The following is a 19,053-nucleotide window of genomic DNA, read 5'->3' as shown; positions in this document are numbered from 1 at the left end:
TGCCTGACCAGTCAAAAAATATTGTTATAGCTTCTCCCACTTAGATATTTTTGATTTACAGGCCGATTTTCTTCACACCATCTCATCTAATAAGACGAAAGAGACACCTAGTATTTACTGAGTGTCTTTTTCGTCTTATTATCTTTATGTCAATAAAGTTTAACCTTTCTTGTCTTCTATTTTATTATAAATATTTTACAATTTGCTCTACACTCAATCGGTATGATTTAGGTACCCGGTAATTATCTTTAAAGTTCCCCACAGTTAGATACATGATCATATTTTCAGATTCATTGATTCCTAATAACTTTCGCGTCGCACTTTCTCTTTTGGGATCGAACATCGTATTCAATGCACAGGCTGCTAGCCTCTCATACTCTAACGCATATAAAAGGGACATTGCGAATAACCCACCGTCTACGTATACCTGATTACGTTCCGTCACATCGATAAAATAGCGTGTATCTGTGGTGATCATCAATAAGCAAGGTGGTAAAGGATACCCTTTAAACCCACCCTGGATGTCTAATGCTTTCTTAATGAGCGAACAGTCACGAATGACACGAATACGTGTACTTTGCCGATTGCAAACGGAAGGAGATTTCGTTGCAATCTGAATCGCTTCATTGATTTTCTCTAAGTCCACCGCAGTATCTTGATAATCTCTCACACTATTACGGTTGAGTGCTAGTTCTTTAAAGTCCTTCGTTTGGTTTTCATTTGAAGCAGAACGATTAACTGCTTTTACTCCGCCAAATTCAAATTTGTTCCGACAATAATTTTTTTTAAATTCAGCCACATTGATCCGATCGCTTAGATCGTAATGTTTTTCTTCATGGATCTTGATATATTCGTCCACTACAGACACTGCATTTAAATAGGTCTCATCTTCTTGATCATAGCCTAATTCGTGATACGTTTGGATCAATCCATATAATTCCGGGATGACTTTTTGACCAAATCCATACCGAAAATTTTCTCTAGATAAGCCTTTTTCAACTGAATGACTAAAGAACAGTAAACGAGCTTTTAATTGATCTTCTTCATGAGTATTTATCTTTGAAAAATAACGTAGAAAACGTTGTTTGTCTTTCCTAAATAATGAGATACTTCTGCCATAGTTCCTAATATTCTTAAGCTGTTCCAACATTGGTTTTGGTATACTCTCTTTTATTTTATTTCTCATCGCCGATACCTCTTTTCTTTTTTAGTAAGTAACCCAAGTAATTGTTGAGACACATGGGGCATAAACAAAAAGACACTACAACCATAAACGCTGCAATAGACTAAGCCCATAAGCAAGAAGGTTGGAATATTACTGATCGAAAAAATTGTTAAAAGAAGTTTACTAATAAAGACAGCTATTATACCGGGAATACTAGCTGGTAGCATTTTTTTCCAAAACAACATCATGTTCAAATTCATTTTTTTATGATAGTACCAGTTCATGACGAAGCCATAACCGACGACCAAACTAAAAATGTACCCAATTGTTGCACCGTTGATTCCAACTTGCTTGACACATACAACAGTGATAGCGATATTCAAAAAAGAAAAAATCGTCAACATGATCGAACGAAAGAAATGTTGATTTCGTGCTTGTTGAATTTCAATCGCAATATTCTGTGATAATGGAATCAGTAATGGAATCACGATCGAAATCAACAAGTAGTAGGCTTCGTCAAACCCCTCACCTAACCACAAGAATAGAAACATTTTTCCTAATAGAATGAAACCACCTAAAAACAAACCGAGAACTAACAACTGATACTGCCCGATCTTAATCATGAGATGTGTTAACTCACGATCATCATTAGATTGATGAACTAATCGATTGACTTTTGGAATAAAAATGGTTGTCAAGACTTGAGAAAATGTTAAAAACAAGGCTTTTAACTGGTTCACGATCGAATAAACCGCTACTTGTCTAGTATTTGCTAAAACTCCCAGCGTAAAAACTGGTGCACTATCGTTGATCTGGTTGAACAACTGATTCAAAAAAATAAAAAATGAGAAAATACCGATTTCTTTCATAAATGAAAATTCTAACTGTTTAAATGTTATTCTCATCCGAAGTTTTTGGATACAAAAGTAAACATTACATAACAAACTCACTAACGTGATCACCGTTTGGATAATCACGATCGTGACGATATCGGTATGAAAAAAATACAAAACTGGGACAGTAAGTAATGGCAAACAAGCTGATTGAAACATTTGTCTAATCTGCTGAAAAACAAAACGTTCATTAGCTAAGATATTCGATTCAAAGGTAGCGCTCAAAAAAGTCAATACGACATTAAGAATCATAAACAGCATCAAATTCTTTAATTTTGTCTGTTCTTCAATGGAAGAAGAAGTTAAAAAATAAGGACTATTGTGGACAAGTATTCCGCCAATCACCCCAGCCAATAGAGAAATCACGGTAAAAAAAAGCAAATAGGTCCCATTCAGTTTTTGGATTTTTTTTGCCTCGTTTTTCACCGCAAATCCTGTATAAAATTTGATATAAGCAAATGAAAAACCTAAATTTAGTAACGTTAAATTGCTAATAACAGAATTTGCGATTTGATAGAGTCCATACTCACTTTTCCCTAAAAATTTTAATAATATTTGAGTATAAAACAATAATGAAAGATTTTTTACAACTACTGTCAGATAAGATAAAACAATACCTTTACTTCGATTTGTCATCTACTGTTCAACCTTGCTAAAAGTTAAAATATTTTGTTCGATCAACTGCTTTCCACGTTCTCGTTCTTTCTCAAGGACGATCTTTGCACGATCAAAATCAAACAACGTCTCTTTTTCTGTTAAATGATCGCCTAAAGAAACCAATGCACATCTCATATAAAATTTTTCTACCAAATGCTCGATACGAGTATAAGTTCCTTTATGATCCGTTCGCTCATAAACGAAAAACGGCGTTTGCATGATAATTGAGAAGACACTTCCATGGAAAGAGTCCGTGAATACATATCGGGCTTTGGCAATCATCGAAACAAATTGCTGCGGGTCAACGATGATTCGGTCACTCCCAAAAGTATCGCCCATGATTTGAAAGATCCTTAAATTTTTTTCTTTCGCAAACCGATTGATTTCCTGCATGATTTCTACAGAAATTTCGCTAACAAAATAAATCAACACAAACTGTTCTTCTTGATTCTCAGTGATCGCTAACTCTTTTTGCCATTCAGTTTTGCTCAATAATAACGTTGGATCAGGAGCAACATCCACTTTTCTGTCGATCAATTCTTCGACAATCCTCATTCCAGAAGCTTCTCGTACGGAAATATAATTCATTTGTTTTAGGTAACTAGCATAATGAGGTTTTAAAAGCGTTGGTTTAGAGGGTAAGTGATCAACACCAAAACTGGCAGAATAACTATATCTTTTTTCTGATGGTGCAAAGTCGAGAAAATGGGTTGGATCAAACTCAATAATATTGGGATTCCAGACTTGATCGCTCCCGACGATAAACAAATCAAAATGTAACGATAATTGGTTCAAATATTTTTTATCTACTCGCAACATCTTGATTTTTTTTTGACTGAATTGTTCAATTGTGGACCATTTTGCTGCTTGCATTGCTTGGTAATTTTTTCTTCGTTTGATACTTTTTAGCGTAATCTTTGATATGTTTTTCTTGAACATTTGTCCAAGGTCATCGATACTGCGGATTTCACCGATCCAACATTCTTTTTTCAACTTATCGAATTTGCTTGGTCTGATCACTATTGTTTCTACTTCAACTCCATATCCTTCCAAAACTTTTTGTAAAGCAAAATTTTGGAGTCGATTGCCATAGTTAAATTCACCATTTAGCGTGATAATACCTATTTTCTTCACCTGAATACTCCTTTCATTTCGTTCTTTCGTTGAGTTTCTTTTATCGAACTTCTTTTTTTGATTATTTTGGCTGGATTACCACCTAAAACAACATTTTCTGGATACTCTTTTCCAGGAACCACAGCTCCTGCCGCTATCACTGTTCCACGTCCGATCTTCGCACCTGGTAAAATAATTGCTCTAGCACCGATCCAAACATCATCTGCAATCGTTACTTTTTTCATTTCTATGTTTCCTTCAATCAATTTCACTTCAGTTGGCGTAATCTCATGATTCTGGGTAAAAATCATCACTTCAGGACCGATCATCACATCTACACCGATCTCAAGACCACCAGCAGCAACAATCATGTTTCGATCCCCCAAAGAAGACCGATCCCCAATAGAAATTTCACTTAGATAGGATACTTTTAATTTTGGGCGGATCACAACATCTTGACCAGCAAAACTAAACAACTTTCTAGCCAGCCATTCCCTTGTCTTCCGATAAAGAAAATCAATTGAAGTCAATCGATACGGGACCATAAAACAATTAGTCAAATAAAACAATAAATAGTAAATGCCTTTCAACGTCTTACCTCTTCTCAGAAACTTCAATAATTTTGTCAATCAATTGATCATTTACTTTTTTACGATCATATTTTTTTGCCGTCGCAACAGCATTTTTTGAAAACTGTTGCTTGACCTCTATTGGCAATGATTGATACTTATTAATTGCAGCTACCAATGCCGCTTGGTCCCCTGGTTTAAATAGAAACCCATTTTCTCCATCTTCCAGATAAGTTTTGATCCCACCTAATTCACTACCGATTACTGGTGTCCCACAAGCCATTGCTTCTAAACCAACTAAGCCTAAGCTTTCGCCTGCACGAGTACTTGGAAATACAAAGACATCTAAAGAAGAATAGATATCTACTAATTCTTGTTGTGACAAACAATTGGTTTTTTCAACATGATCTTCCAGTTTTAGTTGTTTGATCAAAGCGATTGCCTCTTCGTTTTGGGCACCATCGCCTACCATAATCAAACGTAATCGCTGATTTTTCTGAAGTAATTGTTGGAAAGCGTACAATAAAAGATCCCAGCCCTTTTCTTTATCGATCCGACTGACATAACCAATAGTGAATGGTTGTTCTTGCGAGACCGATTTACTTTGATCATTAAAAAGACGAAGATCAATCCCAGCAGAAGGTGAAATGAATAAGGGAGATACTTCGCCATATTTTTCTTTCACGATCTCTTCAAAGTAGCTAGAAGGTACCACAGTCAAATCGGCTTGTTTCACGAGATGTTTGGTTAAAAAATTAGTTTTTTCTTCTAACCTTTTTTCTGGTGTGACGTCACTACCATGGACATTGACAATCAACTTCGTTTTTTTATTGAATAATCTTGCCAACAAAATAGGTGGTGCATTGTAACCAGCGTAATGTACATAAACGACTTCATAATGACCAAACACATATTGGCTAAAAGCCTTGCGATAAAAATTTAAATAATAGATTATTTTTTTCCACTTGTTCGTGGTCTTCGTCAAATAGACAATTCTGGCTTCTTCTGTTTGTGACAATTCATCATAAAAATTTTTCACAAACACACCATAATTAGGATATTTTTTTGATGGATACATATTCGATATAATCAGTATCATGCTCTGGACCTCATTTATATTTTTTATGAAAAAATGAACCTAAATTTCATAGATATCACTTGAATAACTCAAACAAATAGCTAAAAAAGTAGCGGTCATAGAATTAACAATAATGTGCCCTCCTAAGAAACTATACAAAAGAAAAATAAGCAACATACTTTTCATCTCATTCCTTTTGGAGGAAAACAACGCGAAAACAGCATCTTTAAAAAAGTATAAATATGAAGCGAACCCGAAAATTCCATATGAAAAATACAAATCAAACCAATCCATTTCGACAATACTTCGCTTAAAGCCATTTAAAGAAAAGGAAGAATAGTAACCTGCTCCAAAGAAATCAATAAATGTGCTATGACCCGATTGATCAATTTCCTTCAAACTTTCGATCAAGTAACTATATCGATTACTGGTAATCACGTTTAAAAGATCACCGTCTGATTGCCCATAAAAATAATCCAACCTAGAAAGAACTTCTGTAAATAAATTCCCTAGTAACAATCGGAGAATAACCAAAAATGAACTAATGAACAGCACGATAAATAGTTTTTGTTTGGTTATGATATTGCATTGTAATATCTGAATAATCAGAATACCTGAACATAAAAATGCAAGAGCGATCCCTAGTTTTGTCGCTGTAATAAACAAAGCAGCAATCAATAAAATATAGATCACGGTGGCTAGAAGCAACTGATTACTTTGTTTTTTGTTAATAAACTTGATGATCATATTTTTTATAAAGAAAGAACACGCACTTAATATAGCAATCAATGAATTGAGTTCGATAAAATAGCCTTTACAACCTATCCCTTTTACTTCTGATGATTTTGACATCAAACCATTGCCGTCAAAATCATAACTAACATATCCAGTACCTTGTAAATATGGAATAACTACTAATAAGCTATACAACAAGCTATAACCTATTAGTAAATGTTTCAGGTCTGTCCTACTGATATCCTTTGCGTGTAATGCTTCATAAAAGAAAACCAGATACATTGGCGCCAATAATATTCTTAAAACACTTTTGATATCTGCCATGAATACTCCTTGGTTTTTATGAAACCAAAGAAACTGGATAACTAAAACAAGTAGAAATATACACGTAAGGAACATGAATTTAAGCATATAACACGACAGACGTTGACCATATTTCATAAAATATCCAAGGATCAAAATCATGAGAAGAAAACGATAGATATCAGAAATACCTTTACCATAAAAATACCCATTCAGAGATTCTACAATCGGCATTAGGAGAAAAACGATTAGAATTACTTTATTCAATCTTAATTTTGTCATTTACCACACCAAATTTTCTTATCTTCTTCGTTTTTTATTTTTATTATGTTTGTGCTTTTTCTTGTATTGATATAACAAGATAATCGATAGATAAAGCATAAAGAAAATGAAACTTAATACCATCAAAAGTAAGCTTGTGCTATAACTGATTTTATTAGTTGTTACAGCCTGACTTAATACGGTTAAATCACTATGAGAAAAAAGTTTATTTCCTTCTTTACGTAATTCTTCTAACATGATATTGGCTAATTTAATTCCCTCTTTTTCATCATCCATATTGACTTGCAAAGTAAGTACTTGTGAAGTTGGAGAATACAAGACTTTGATTTTCGGTTTTAATTTTAAAGGGTCTTTATTATATTGTGGGGTATCGAATTGTTTCGCCACTTTGTCAAGAAAAGAAGAGCTGTAGACAAGTAAGCTGTAGTTCTCGTTATATTTTAAAAGATCCATACTTTTTACACTATCTTCTTTTGCTGATATTTTAGGATTGACCACTAATTGACTTTGTACCACATAAGTTTCTGGTAGTAAGTTAAAATATTTAATCGCAACTACACTAATAAAAGCTGATACCCAAGCAACAACAATGACTGGGATGATCGCTTTTTTTAATAATGCTATAACTTCTTTTTTATCCAAATCTTCTGTTCACCACTCTCTTTACTTAACAAATCTATTTTTTCTCGTTGATTTGATTTTTTCTTTTACTGTTAATTTCAAAAATTTAAGATTACCAATCATATATCGTTTGAACAATCTTCTTGGTTCTTGGATCATCCGAAATAACCACTCTAAATAACAGTGTTGTACCCATAATGGGGCACGCTTTATTTCTTCAGCCAATACATCAAAGCTACCTCCTACGCCCATAAAAACTGCATTAATCCCTTCCCCTAAGAGGTAATCGATCACATATTCCTTTTTAGGAGAAGAAATACCGACAAAAACCAATTGCGGATGACTTTCTTTGATTTCCAATGCAACGTTTTTCCATTCACTTTCTGAGAAATACCCATTCCTTACGCCCACAACTAGAAGTTTAGGCCAGTATTCTAGCAGTTTTTTTTTCATTTGATTGACTATCTCTTCTTTTGCCCCTAAAAAATACACCGTATATTGACGCTCTTCGGCTAGCTCTAGTAGCCGTTGCATCAAATCGATTCCTGCAATTCTTTCTGGGACTTGTTTGTTCAATAAATGAGCAGCTAGCAGTATCGATACCCCATCAGCATGAATGATTTCAGCTTTTTGAACCACTTGTTGTAATGTTTCATTTTTTTGTAATTCATTGATCTTATCGGCATTGATGCCTAAAATGTGGGTCGGTTCTTTTTCCATGATTTTGTCATTGATGGCCGTAATCATTTCTTCCATTGTGACTGCATCAATTTGCACATCAAACAGTGTTTCTCTCGACAATTGTTCCATCTCTTCTCTCCTCCTTTTTTCGCACATTCAAAATCTATTTAAGTATAAAAAAGGAAGTAAGCGAATTTTTCTTTATTTTTTATTCTTTTCTCTTATTGTGATAAAAATATTGCATTAAATAGCATCGATAAAAAAATACATCCATCATCTTAAAATCTATAAAAGAGCTAGTCACTTCATTTTTTGTAATAGCATCTCTACTACTATTGCTTACTATTAAAAAATACCGGTCTATCTCTTTTATCACTTACAAAAAAACTTTCTTCTTAATATAAAAAGAAAAAAAGAGATTAGGATTTATTTTTAATCCTAACCTCTTTTTATACTTAATTTAGGATGACACATCTCAATGCTAAATGATTATGCCAAATAATCTTGAGATACACCTACTAATACTAAACGATTGTTTTCCATTTTATAGGTATAAGTTATCCCAGCTTTATTTTTTAACGCTGAGTTATCATTTGTGTTAAAACGTGTAGATGCTTCTCTATGAGAGATTTGTACTGTACTGCCATTTGGCACATCGTATGAGCCGTTCACAACGTGGCCTGACCAATAATCACCTGACCAATTTAAATGAGTAATCCATTGTCCTTGTGGATTTTTGATTGCAATAGAAAAGTAAATTTGGGAACCAAATCCAGGATGAACTTGTGCTGTATGACCTGCTGGCAACACTTCTTGAATAACCACATGTTGGTTCTTAGCAGTTAACGTTACTCTAGTATCACTGCTTTCATTACCTAAATGCACCCCGTTAAAGTAAAACACTTGATTTACAGAGAATGGAACGACTTGACGACCAATTTCTTGATGTCCTTTATTATATAAAACAATTTGGACATTGTCCGTTTGTTTCAATCCACTTAGGTTGTAGTTAATTTTACCAGCTTCTAGCTCTTTTGAAGTTTTTAAATCTTTTGCTTGACCATTCACGATTGCTTGCATGTAAACAGCATTCGTGCCTTCATAAGTTCCGGTAATAGCTGTACTTTTACCAATATCATAATTATTTAATGTCATTTTCACTTGTGCTGGTTTCACAATATTGACTTGTTGACGGCCAATTTCTTGGTAATTCTTATCAAACAAGATGATTTCGGCTTTGTCCGTTTCTTTTAATTCGCCAACATAATAGTTGATTTTCCCACTAGCTAACTCTTTTGATTTTACCAAAGCTTCTTTTTTACCATTCACTTCTGCTTGCATGTAGACAGCGTTTGTTCCATCGTACGTACCAGTGATACTATTACTGTCACCTAATACATAGTTGTCTAAAGTGAATTTGATTGGCACTGGTTCTACTAAAGTCACTTGCTGACGGCCAATTTCTTCGTATTTGTTGTTAAATAGCACGATGACCACGTTATCACCTGCTTTTAAGTTGCCGACATAGTAGTTGATTTTCCCACTTGCTAATTCTTTTGATTGGACAAGGGCTTCTTTTTTACCATTGACTTCTGTTCGGATAAATTTCGCATCTGTACCGTTATAGGTTCCGGTAACATTTGTGCTGCGTCCAATGATATATTTATCTAATGTCATTGAAACTTGAGCTGGACCCTCAATTGTTACTTGTTGACGACCAATTTCTTGGTAGTTTTTATCAAATAAAACGATTTCGGCTTTGTCCCCTGTGTTTAATTTACCGACATAGTAATTAATTTTGCCACTTGCTAATTCTTTTGATTGGACAAGGGCTTCTTTTTTACCATTTACAACAGCTTGCATATACGCCGCATTGGTTCCGTTATAAGTCCCACTGATAGTTGTACTTGTTCCTACCACATATTTGTCTAACGTAACCACTGTTTTGACTGGTTCCGTAAAGGATACTTGTTGGCGACCAATTTCTTGGTAGTTTTTATCGAATAAGACGATCTCAGCTTTATCCGTTGCTTTTAAATTGCCGACATAGTAGCTGATCTTGCCACTAGTTAGTCCTTTTGAAGACACAAGTCCTTTCTTTTGTCCATTGACTTCTGCCCGCATGTAAACCGCATTGGTTCCATTGTAGTTCCCAGTGATATTTAGGCTACGACCAACCACATATGGCTCTAAAGTAATTTGTGTTTTCACTGGTTCCTTAATCGTTACTTGTTGACGACCAATTTCTTGGTAGTCTTTATTGAATAAGACGATCTCAGCTTTATCGGTTGCTTTTAGGTTGCCAACATAGTAGTTGATTTTACCACTTGCTAGTTCTTTTGAAGATACTAGTGCTTTCTTTTGACCATTCACTTCTGCACGCAAATAAACTGCGTTTGTTCCATCATAGCTCCCAGTAATATTTAAACTACGTCCGACCACATATGGATTTAAGGTGATGGTGACATTTTTTTGGGCAGCTTTCCCTGTTTGTTTCGTAGGTTCTGCTGCTTTTACTGCGGGTGTTTTAGCTGATGACGAAGAAGCAGTTGTTGCTCCTTTCTCATTTGATTTAGCTGGCTGCGTTACGCCTGGTTTTTCACTTTGTTGGTCTGCAAAAACATTGGCATTCGTTGCTGTACCCAAAACTGACACAGACAATAAAGTAATGAATAAACTTTTTCTATAATTCATTTTCATGAATCCTCCTTAACTTAATTAGTAGTGATGTATTTAGTAGTGCATTTTTTACACTGAATGAATAATAACATTTACTGATCCCGGCTTTTTCTTTAAAATTATAATCAATAAAAAACAATTTTAAAAAATATAAAAATAGATCTTTACTTTTTATTTGTTCTTTTTGCCATAAGCTCTTTTGAAATCAAAAGAGAAGAAAATCCTAGACAGGTTGCTGCTAGTACGTCTGTTGGATAATGTACCCCAACATAAATACGACTTAGGTCCACAAGTAAAATACATAGAACCATCATTGCACGGAATAACAAACGATAACTTCTCTTGTTTATCAATTGTGAAGCAACGATACATAAGCCACCGAATAATAACGTACTTACTAAGACACTGCCACTGGGAAAGCTAAAAGAATGTGCTTGTATCAGAGATAATCCTGTTGGTCGTTCTTTTCGGAAAAGGTTTTTTAGTAAATAATTGAAACATAGTCCAACAAATAGAATATTTCCTAACAGCCAGTAAGTAATTGTTCGCTTCTTTAGCAAGAGAAGAAGTACAACAATCACGACTGTTAGCACATAAAGATTCAGGTATTTTGCAATTCCTAAAAGTATCGGATGCAAAGGAAAGAGATTCTCACGTAATCCAATCATTAATGAGACCTCAAAATTGGTTAATGGTTTTAAATAATAAAAAAGCTCCATCAAAAAAAACAAGACAATCCCTAGATACAAATAGAAATCTTCATTCATTTTTATTTTTTTCATTTAGATAGTTCCTTTCATTTTATTTAGAACTCGTTTAATCATAATAAAATTCTCTTGTTGATTTTTCTTTTTAGCATAAATTCTAATAGAAAAGATTCAAAAACAAGTAAAAGATTCCTTGCATCCTCTTTTAATATGAAAATACGAAACTTATATAAATAAAAGGAGACGTTTTGTATGTCGAATCAAAAAAAGAGAAAACAGAAAACAATCAAACAACAATTTATTTCTGTTTCTGCCACGAGTATCCTACTGCTTTCGAGTTTAGCTAGTACAGGAACAGCCATCACCTATGCAGCTGAAACGACTCCAAAAGGAACAACAGAGCAACCTAAAAAAACTGCTTCTATCCAACCAAGGGAGCAACAAACAATCGTTGCTACACAGGCCCCATTTAAGATCACCGGTATAGACTCGTATGTTGAGGGAGAAAGTCAATTTATCTCTGGGACGTATACTGGGAAAGAGCCGGCATATATTCGAATTGTCGTCAATGGCGAAAAGAAAACTTTGCTATCAACAAAAGGATTACCTAAAGGAACATTTAAATATTATCTTTCAGGACTGAAAGCCACCGATCTCGTCAGTATCCAATTATTTAATGTGAATTATTCCTTGTTGGGCGAAGCCTCCTTGACAATCAAAAGATTGGAACCTGTTAAAATCACTAAGATTGACCCTTATGTAGCAGGCAATACCTCCTTTGTCACAGGAACTTATACTGGGGATGGTGTCACTTATATGCGATTAGTCATTAACAATAAGAAAACTGAATTAATCGATGTTACAAAGTTACCTAAAGGATCCTTCAAGTATTTCGCAGATAATTTGAAAGCGACTGATCAAGTATCAATCCAATTATTTGATGCTTCTTATAGACAAGTAGCCACTGAAAATGTACCTGTCGAACGTGCAAAAAAAGTAACAATCACTGAAATCACCCCCTACACTGAAGGAGAAAGCCAAAATGTTACAGGAACGTACACCGGTGACGAAGTGGCTTATATGCGTCTCACAGTCAATGGACAAAAACAAACCATAGTTTCGACAGAGACATTACCAAAAGGGACCTTTAACTATTTCACAAGTACCTTAAAAGCCGCTGATAAAGTGACGATTGAATTATTCGACGCTGATTATAGACAAGTCGCTGAAAGTACGGTAACCATAAAAAGTACGGAAGTCGTCAAAGTCACCAAAGTCGCCCCTTACATTGAAGGGAAAACCCAATTTATTTCTGGTAACTTTGCGGGATCGGGTGCTGCTTACATGCAGGTCATTGTTAACGGCAAGAAACAAGGATTAATTCCAATGACTGGCTTACCTAAAGGACAGTTCAAATACTACCAAGCTGGTTTAAAAAAAAAGGATAAGGTAACTATTGTCTTGTACAATAAGGATTACAAACAACTAGTAACAAAAGAAGTTTCGATCTCTGAGGATAGTCACACACAACTTATCTATACCACACCTTACCCAGCAAATACCGCAAATGCAGGGATTCTAATGGGACAAGGCCATGATCGTCAAGATTTAGGTATCCAATTAGCTAAAGGGGCAACGATTACGATCAAACAGACAAATCCAAACTATACAGGTAATTTGACCTTACGCTTATTGACGAATGATTCTCAGACTGAATCTGCCGTTGATTTCTCAAAAAGCAACGTTTCTCTTACAGCCAAAGCTTTAGCTGTCCCATTTGTCGATACACCTTTTAACCAAGCAAATGGCGAACAACCGACCATCGAATTTTCAGTCAACGGACAAAGTTTCACTCTGCCTAAATACAGCAAAGGGGCAAATTTAGCAAACTTTAAAAAAGAATGGAATGAAACGAATGGGTATGCTTTGATCCAAGGAAAAAGATTCCAAACCTTTTTACCCGTTCTAAACAAAACTGAAGCATTAAACAAAAATTTAAATCAAGTAATTGATATGTATGATAATAATATTATCGGTTTTTATAACGAGTTGATTGGCTTGTCTGACAATAATCCTGATCCATTGAATCGTTCTTCTGAACGCCGTTACTTTTATAAGGCAGATGCTCACGGAGCTGGCGGGCTTTACTATGGCGGTCTCTGGGCTGCAGAAACAAGTACCTCAGCTGATGCTTGGCTATCTGATGGCTGGGGTGCACTTCATGAAACGGGCCATGGGTATCAAGGCAGCTTTATGAATCGGGGTATGTCCGTTGGTGAGGTGTGGAATAACCTCTATGGTGTCATTTATGATTACAAACATATGGGAAAAGCGGCAGCTGATAAAAACTCTTGGTTATACAATTATGGCGATAAATCAGTACTTGAAAATCGATTAAAAACAGTGATTACCAGTTCCTCTCCCAATTTTAACAGTCAAGATCTCAGAATGAAGTTGATTATTTTATCTAATTTCTTAGACAAAGCTGGCAATGTGGGACTTCAAAATTTTTATGAACAATACCGTAAATTAGCCAATACACCTGGTTTTCACGCAGAAGATTATTCATTGCCAGATTTATTAGTAGAAAACCTCGGTACACCAAAAAAATATGATTTTTCAGCAGTGTTAACAGCTTGGGGATTAAAAGTTTCTGAAAATGCTAAAAAACAGGCAAAAGCAAATGGTGATGCACTCGTAGCTCATTTAGCACAAGTCGTTCCAGATAACAAATTAAATGAAGCCATTCAACAATTGACACAAACGAATCGATTAAGTTCGGTTTTATCGCTAGTTACAAATCAAGAGTTAAGTACTTTAAATCTAAAAAGTAATGTTACTTTGAAGTTTACTGATGAAAATCTATTTGATGGAGTAAAAATGCGTATTATGGATGGTGACAAGGTGTATAAAGAAATTACACTAAATAAAGGTCTAGTTGTCTTAAACGATATGCCAAATGGTGTTTACTCTCTTGAATTGGAGACAACTACTGGCTACCTTAAAAATCCTTATATCTTTGTCAGAGATAATGGCATGATTAACATCGACTTAGCTAGCTATCTTAAAGAAGCATCTGTAGCAGTTAATCAGTTATTTGAAAACAACAGTGATGTGCTAATCAAACCAACAATTATGCAAAAAGATATTGATCAGGTAAAGAAACAAGTCAATGCTTTGCCAGAGAGCACACAGAAACAAGCTCTTTTGCAAAAATTAACTACTGCCTTCAACCAATTACAAGAATTATCATTGAAAGGTTTGGGAGATAGTGTTTTTGCTACCTTAGATGTTACTCACGGCATCGCCACATTACGTACAAACGCTGGACAACCCCATTTCTACTTTACAGGACAATATGCGCACATTACGATCAAACATGGTAACAACATCATTTTTGACAAAGACTATATTGGCAATATCAATCAACAAGCTAAAGTGGACACAATTCATTTGCAAGATGGCGATACAGTGATCATCACCCATAAAGAAGCTGGTACACGTTTCGCAGTTAATCATCCAGATCTAAAACCAAATAATTCGGGAACATACTATTATGTTGTTGAAAAAGGACAACTAGTAATTGATAATCTGACTCCTGTAACAAATACAGTCAATCAGTTATTTGAAAACAACAGTGATACGCTAATCAAACCAACAATTATGCAAAAAGATATCGATCATGCAACAAAACAAGTCAAGACTTTGCCTGATAGTCCACAAAAACAAGCTCTTTTGCAAAAATTGACTAATGCCTTCAACCAATTACAAGAATTATCATTGAAAGGTTTGGGAAATTGGCTCTTTGCTACCTTAGATGTTACTCACGGCATTGCCACATTACGCACAAACGCTGGGCAACCTCACGCCTACTTTACAGGACAATATGCGCACATTACAATCAAACATGGCAACAACATTATTTTTGACAAAGACTATATTGGTAATATCAATCAACAAGCCAAAGTGAATACGATTCATTTGCAAGATGGCAATACAGTGACAATCACTCATAAAGAAGCTGGTACACGCTTCATAGTCAATCACCCAGATTTAAAATCAAACAATTCTGGAACATATACCTATACGGTACAACACGGAATGCTTGTTTTAAATAAATAAAATGAAGGACTCCGAACTAAAAACGGTCAAAACATCCATAGCTGTTTTGACCGTTTTTTGCTATTTAGTAAGAATCAAGCAAATATTTGCTCTTTGTACGCCCATATTACTCTTCTTCTGCTTCAGGTAATTGATGAAATTTGATCAACTCATTCACAGCCACAGGTACAACTGATAAAAAGCCTACTAACAACCAATGATTTAAGCTAATATGCACTAAGCCAAATAGTTCTTGGGTAAACGATAATAGGGCAATGACCGTAGTGATGACCAATGAAAGTACTGCCATTTCCAATAATGATTTATTCGTTGCTAAGTTCACTTTGAAAATTGATTGACTGCTACGCACATTGAATACATGGAGGATTGACGAGTATGCTAAGACTAAAAAGGCAACCGTCTGTCCCACTTCTTGTCCTGCATCGACCCAAGGGCTAATGGTATCGACATAGCTTCCCAAATAATAACCAAACAGAGTCACGATCGTAAATATAGTCGCATTGATCGCAATTTTTTGTAATAATCCTCGAGCAAAAATCCCTTCATTCTTAGGAATCGGTGCTTCGTCCATGATCCCTTTTTCTGCTGGTTCACGCCCCAAAGCAAATCCAGGCAACCCATCAGCAACCACGTTGACAAACAACAATTGAACTGCTGTAAACGGTGCTCCCCAGCCCACTAGCATCGCAATCAACACAATAAAAATTTCTGAGACATTACAACTCAACAAAAAGTTGATCGCTTTACGAATGTTTTGATAGACGGAACGTCCTTGACTAACCGCATCGACGATCGTTGCAAAGTTGTCATCGGTCAAGATCATATCTGATGCACTCTGTGCCACGTCAGTTCCAGTGATTCCCATTGCACACCCCACGTCACTTGCCTTTAAAGCGGGTGCATCGTTGACACCATCTCCAGTCATAGCAACTACTGCACCAGTTCGTTGCCATGATTTAACGATCCGGATCTTGTCTTCCGGCGTAACACGAGCATAGACAGAAAGGTCTTTGACACGTTCGTCTAATTCATCATCAGATAGTGCTTGTAGTTCTGAGCCCGACAGTGCTTCGGCTGGATTCGTTAAAATACCTAATTCTTTGGCAATTGCGCTAGCCGTTACCACATGGTCTCCGGTGATCATCACTGTTTTGATTCCTGCTTTTTTCGCTCGTTTGATTGCTCCTTTACTTTCAGGACGAGGCGGATCAATCATACCGATCAAACCAATCAAACGTAAATCTTTTTCTAATGCTTCTGAAGTGATTTCTTGCGGTTCTTCTTCATAGGTAGCATAACCTACCGCAATGACCCTTAAAGCTTTTTTCCCAAAACTGTCATTGACGATCGTGGCCTGTTCAATGTCTCCTGAAGTAAAACGCGAAGCTAGGACGTCAAAAGCGCCTTTCGTAATTGAAATGTATTTTTCACCCATTTGATGAACCGTTGTCATCATCTTACGGTCTGAATCAAAGGGTAGTTCTGCCACTCTCGGGTACTTTTCTTCTAATTCCTCTTTTGTGTGATAATTTTCTTCAACCGCTCGTACGATCGCGGCTTCTGTAGGGTTTCCTTTGACAATCAATTCATCATTTTCTTTTTCGACCGTCACATCGGTACAAAGAGCAGCCATCTTCAAAATTTCCATCGCACTGTTGGTCATTGAGTCCTCTACATCAGTCACTTCATCTTCTTTGCTCCAAACTCGGCGGACACGCATTTTATTTTGTGTCAGCGTTCCCGTTTTATCTGAACAAATCACATTGGCTGTTCCTAAAGTCTCAACTGCGGGGAGCTGACGAATAATGGCATGTTTCTTCGCCATTTTTTGGACACCATATGCTAAAGTCAATGTAACGATAACTGTCAATGTTTCTGGCACCGCAGCGACAGCTAAAGAAATGGATGTCATAAACATTTCCAGTAAGGGTTCTCCTTGGAGTTCACCAATAATAAACACTAACGCTGCAGCAGCTAATGCGATAAAACTGATGCGTTTGCCTAGTTGATTCAATCGAATTTGTAATGGTGTTTTTTGAGCAGTGTTGTCATTTAAAAGTCCAGCAATCTTACCCATTTCGGTTTTCATCCCGATAGCGGTCACAATTGCTTTCCCACGACCAGCTGCGACTGTACACCCTTTAAACACCATATTGATTTGATCACCTAAGGCATCATCTTCTTGACTCACATAATCTGCATCTTTTTCGACCGCTTCACTTTCACCAGTCAGTGCAGATTCCTCTACTCTTAATTGCGAGGTTTCAACTAATCGAGCATCCGCCGCAATGGCTGAGCCAGATTCCAAGACCAGAACATCTCCCACAACTAGGTGTTCAGCGTCCACTTTTTCAACTTTGCCATCTCGGATGACTGTGGCAGTTTGCTTGTTCATATCTTGAAGAGATTCCAACGCTTTTTCGGCATTTCCTTCTTGTACGATAGCTAATACTGAATTAATGATTACGATCGCAATAATCAACAGTCCTTCAAATAAATCCCCATGTTCGGTGGCAAAGGCAGTATAAAAAGAAATGACTGCTGCTACAAGTAAAATAATCGTAGTAAAATCAGATAAACTTCGTAAAAACTTTTTTGCCAATGACTCTTTAGGCGCTTCCTCAAATTTGTTTTTCCCTTGTTCTTGACTTCTTTTTTCTGCTTCTTGGGTCGTTAACCCCTGTTCAATTGTTGTTTTTGTTTCATTCTCCACTTCTTTCACTGTTTTCTTAAAATCATCCATCCTATTCCTCCTTTATTTTAAGCACACAAAAAAGGTACTTATTTTACTATACCATTGTTAAATTGCCTTATTCAACTATACCGCTTATTGCTTCTCTAAAATAAGCATATCTCGTGAGCTTCTTTTTTGCAACCGCTAACAAAGTGTGCTATATTATAAGTGTAAGGAAGGAGGATACCATCAAATAAACAAAAGAATTTCTCGATAGATTAGTATAAGCAAACAAAGTTGTTAAAAGGTACAGGTTTCACCAATGAGGTCATGTGAAGTATAATCTTTTACAAATAGTGAATGCGTATGAGGCGTTAGATCATGCAGTATCTAAACCAGAAGTAACATGATACGTAAAAAAGAAGAACATGAATATCTGAAAATTGAATAGAATCAAGAGATGTTTCAACTGTTGAAGATGTAACAAAAACAAGATTTTTTGTTTATCAAGAAGAAATTCAACACGGTACTTTGCATGGATCATGGAAAGTTACACTTATTTTGTTTATTTGATTCCTTCCGCATACGAAGAGCTGGGCTTATCGAGAGCCCAGCTTTTTTTGTCTCCTGAGTTTATTTATCTTCTGTAAGAAACGAATCCATGTCTCCTACACTTTTTAATTTCAACTAAAACAAAGAATAGAAAAAAATCAGTCAAAGAACCCATTTTTCTAGTTGAGGATTCTTTAACTGATAATTTATAATGGGCAATTA

At 35.7% G+C, this 19,053-nt stretch carries 12 protein-coding genes; 1 reads left to right on the top strand and 11 read right to left on the bottom strand.

All coding sequences use genetic code 11. The annotated features are described in order from the left end of the window. Positions 1-184: 184 nt before the first annotated feature. The 10 genes from IGJ18_RS01095 to IGJ18_RS01050 form a co-directional block, all read right to left on the bottom strand. Entirely contained in the window at positions 185-1,186 is a 1,002-nt protein-coding gene (locus IGJ18_RS01095; RefSeq protein ID WP_095454086.1) for a nitroreductase family protein, read from the bottom strand. Next, positions 1,183-2,694 (bottom strand): lipopolysaccharide biosynthesis protein, encoded by a 1,512-nt coding sequence (locus IGJ18_RS01090; protein WP_438842747.1) that lies wholly within the window; start codon positions 2,692-2,694, stop codon positions 1,183-1,185. Before IGJ18_RS01090 ends, IGJ18_RS01095 begins: the two co-directional genes overlap by 4 nt. Then, positions 2,695-3,849: a polysaccharide pyruvyl transferase family protein gene (locus IGJ18_RS01085; protein WP_438842746.1), complete on the bottom strand. Its 1,155-nt coding sequence runs from the start codon at positions 3,847-3,849 to the stop codon at positions 2,695-2,697. It lies immediately after the preceding gene. Continuing rightward, complete coding sequence (locus tag IGJ18_RS01080) at positions 3,846-4,418, bottom strand: acyltransferase (RefSeq protein WP_225792558.1); 573 nt, start codon at positions 4,416-4,418, stop codon at positions 3,846-3,848. The genes IGJ18_RS01085 and IGJ18_RS01080 overlap by 4 nt, the downstream gene beginning before the upstream one ends. Positions 4,419-4,422: 4 nt before the next feature. Next, a complete protein-coding gene (locus IGJ18_RS01075) occupies positions 4,423-5,496 on the bottom strand; it encodes a glycosyltransferase family 4 protein (protein WP_095454089.1) in 1,074 nt (357 codons plus the stop codon). Between the two features lie 39 nt (positions 5,497-5,535). Continuing rightward, positions 5,536-6,534 (bottom strand): hypothetical protein, encoded by a 999-nt coding sequence (locus tag IGJ18_RS01070; RefSeq protein WP_371300372.1) that lies wholly within the window; start codon positions 6,532-6,534, stop codon positions 5,536-5,538. 279 nt (positions 6,535-6,813) lie between these two features. Then, positions 6,814-7,437: a hypothetical protein gene (locus tag IGJ18_RS01065; protein WP_438842745.1), complete on the bottom strand. Its 624-nt coding sequence runs from the start codon at positions 7,435-7,437 to the stop codon at positions 6,814-6,816. A 21-nt stretch (positions 7,438-7,458) separates the two neighbouring features. Then, complete coding sequence (locus IGJ18_RS01060) at positions 7,459-8,226, bottom strand: WecB/TagA/CpsF family glycosyltransferase (protein ID WP_202976900.1); 768 nt, start codon at positions 8,224-8,226, stop codon at positions 7,459-7,461. 360 nt (positions 8,227-8,586) lie between these two features. Next, on the bottom strand, positions 8,587-10,791 hold the full coding sequence (locus IGJ18_RS01055; RefSeq protein WP_438842744.1) for an immunoglobulin-like domain-containing protein: 2,205 nt from the start codon (positions 10,789-10,791) through the stop codon (positions 8,587-8,589). A 149-nt stretch (positions 10,792-10,940) separates the two neighbouring features. Then, positions 10,941-11,558 (bottom strand): phosphatase PAP2 family protein, encoded by a 618-nt coding sequence (locus IGJ18_RS01050; RefSeq protein WP_095454093.1) that lies wholly within the window; start codon positions 11,556-11,558, stop codon positions 10,941-10,943. Positions 11,559-11,735: 177 nt separating this feature from the next. On the opposite strand from IGJ18_RS01050, the gene IGJ18_RS01045 reads away from it, so the two are divergent. Further along, positions 11,736-15,605: an immunoglobulin-like domain-containing protein gene (locus IGJ18_RS01045; RefSeq protein WP_438842743.1), complete on the top strand. Its 3,870-nt coding sequence runs from the start codon at positions 11,736-11,738 to the stop codon at positions 15,603-15,605. Positions 15,606-15,711: 106 nt separating this feature from the next. Here IGJ18_RS01045 and IGJ18_RS01040 read toward each other — a convergent pair whose 3' ends face one another. After that, a complete protein-coding gene (locus tag IGJ18_RS01040; RefSeq protein ID WP_438842742.1) occupies positions 15,712-18,348 on the bottom strand; it encodes a cation-translocating P-type ATPase in 2,637 nt (878 codons plus the stop codon). Positions 18,349-19,053: the final 705 nt, after the last annotated feature.

This window comes from Enterococcus sp. AZ078, assembly GCF_051714985.1.
Lineage (GTDB): Bacteria > Bacillota > Bacilli > Lactobacillales > Enterococcaceae > Enterococcus_B > Enterococcus_B hirae.
The sequence above is the reverse complement of the archived record's forward strand: the minus strand, read 5'-3'. Positions and strand labels throughout refer to the sequence as shown.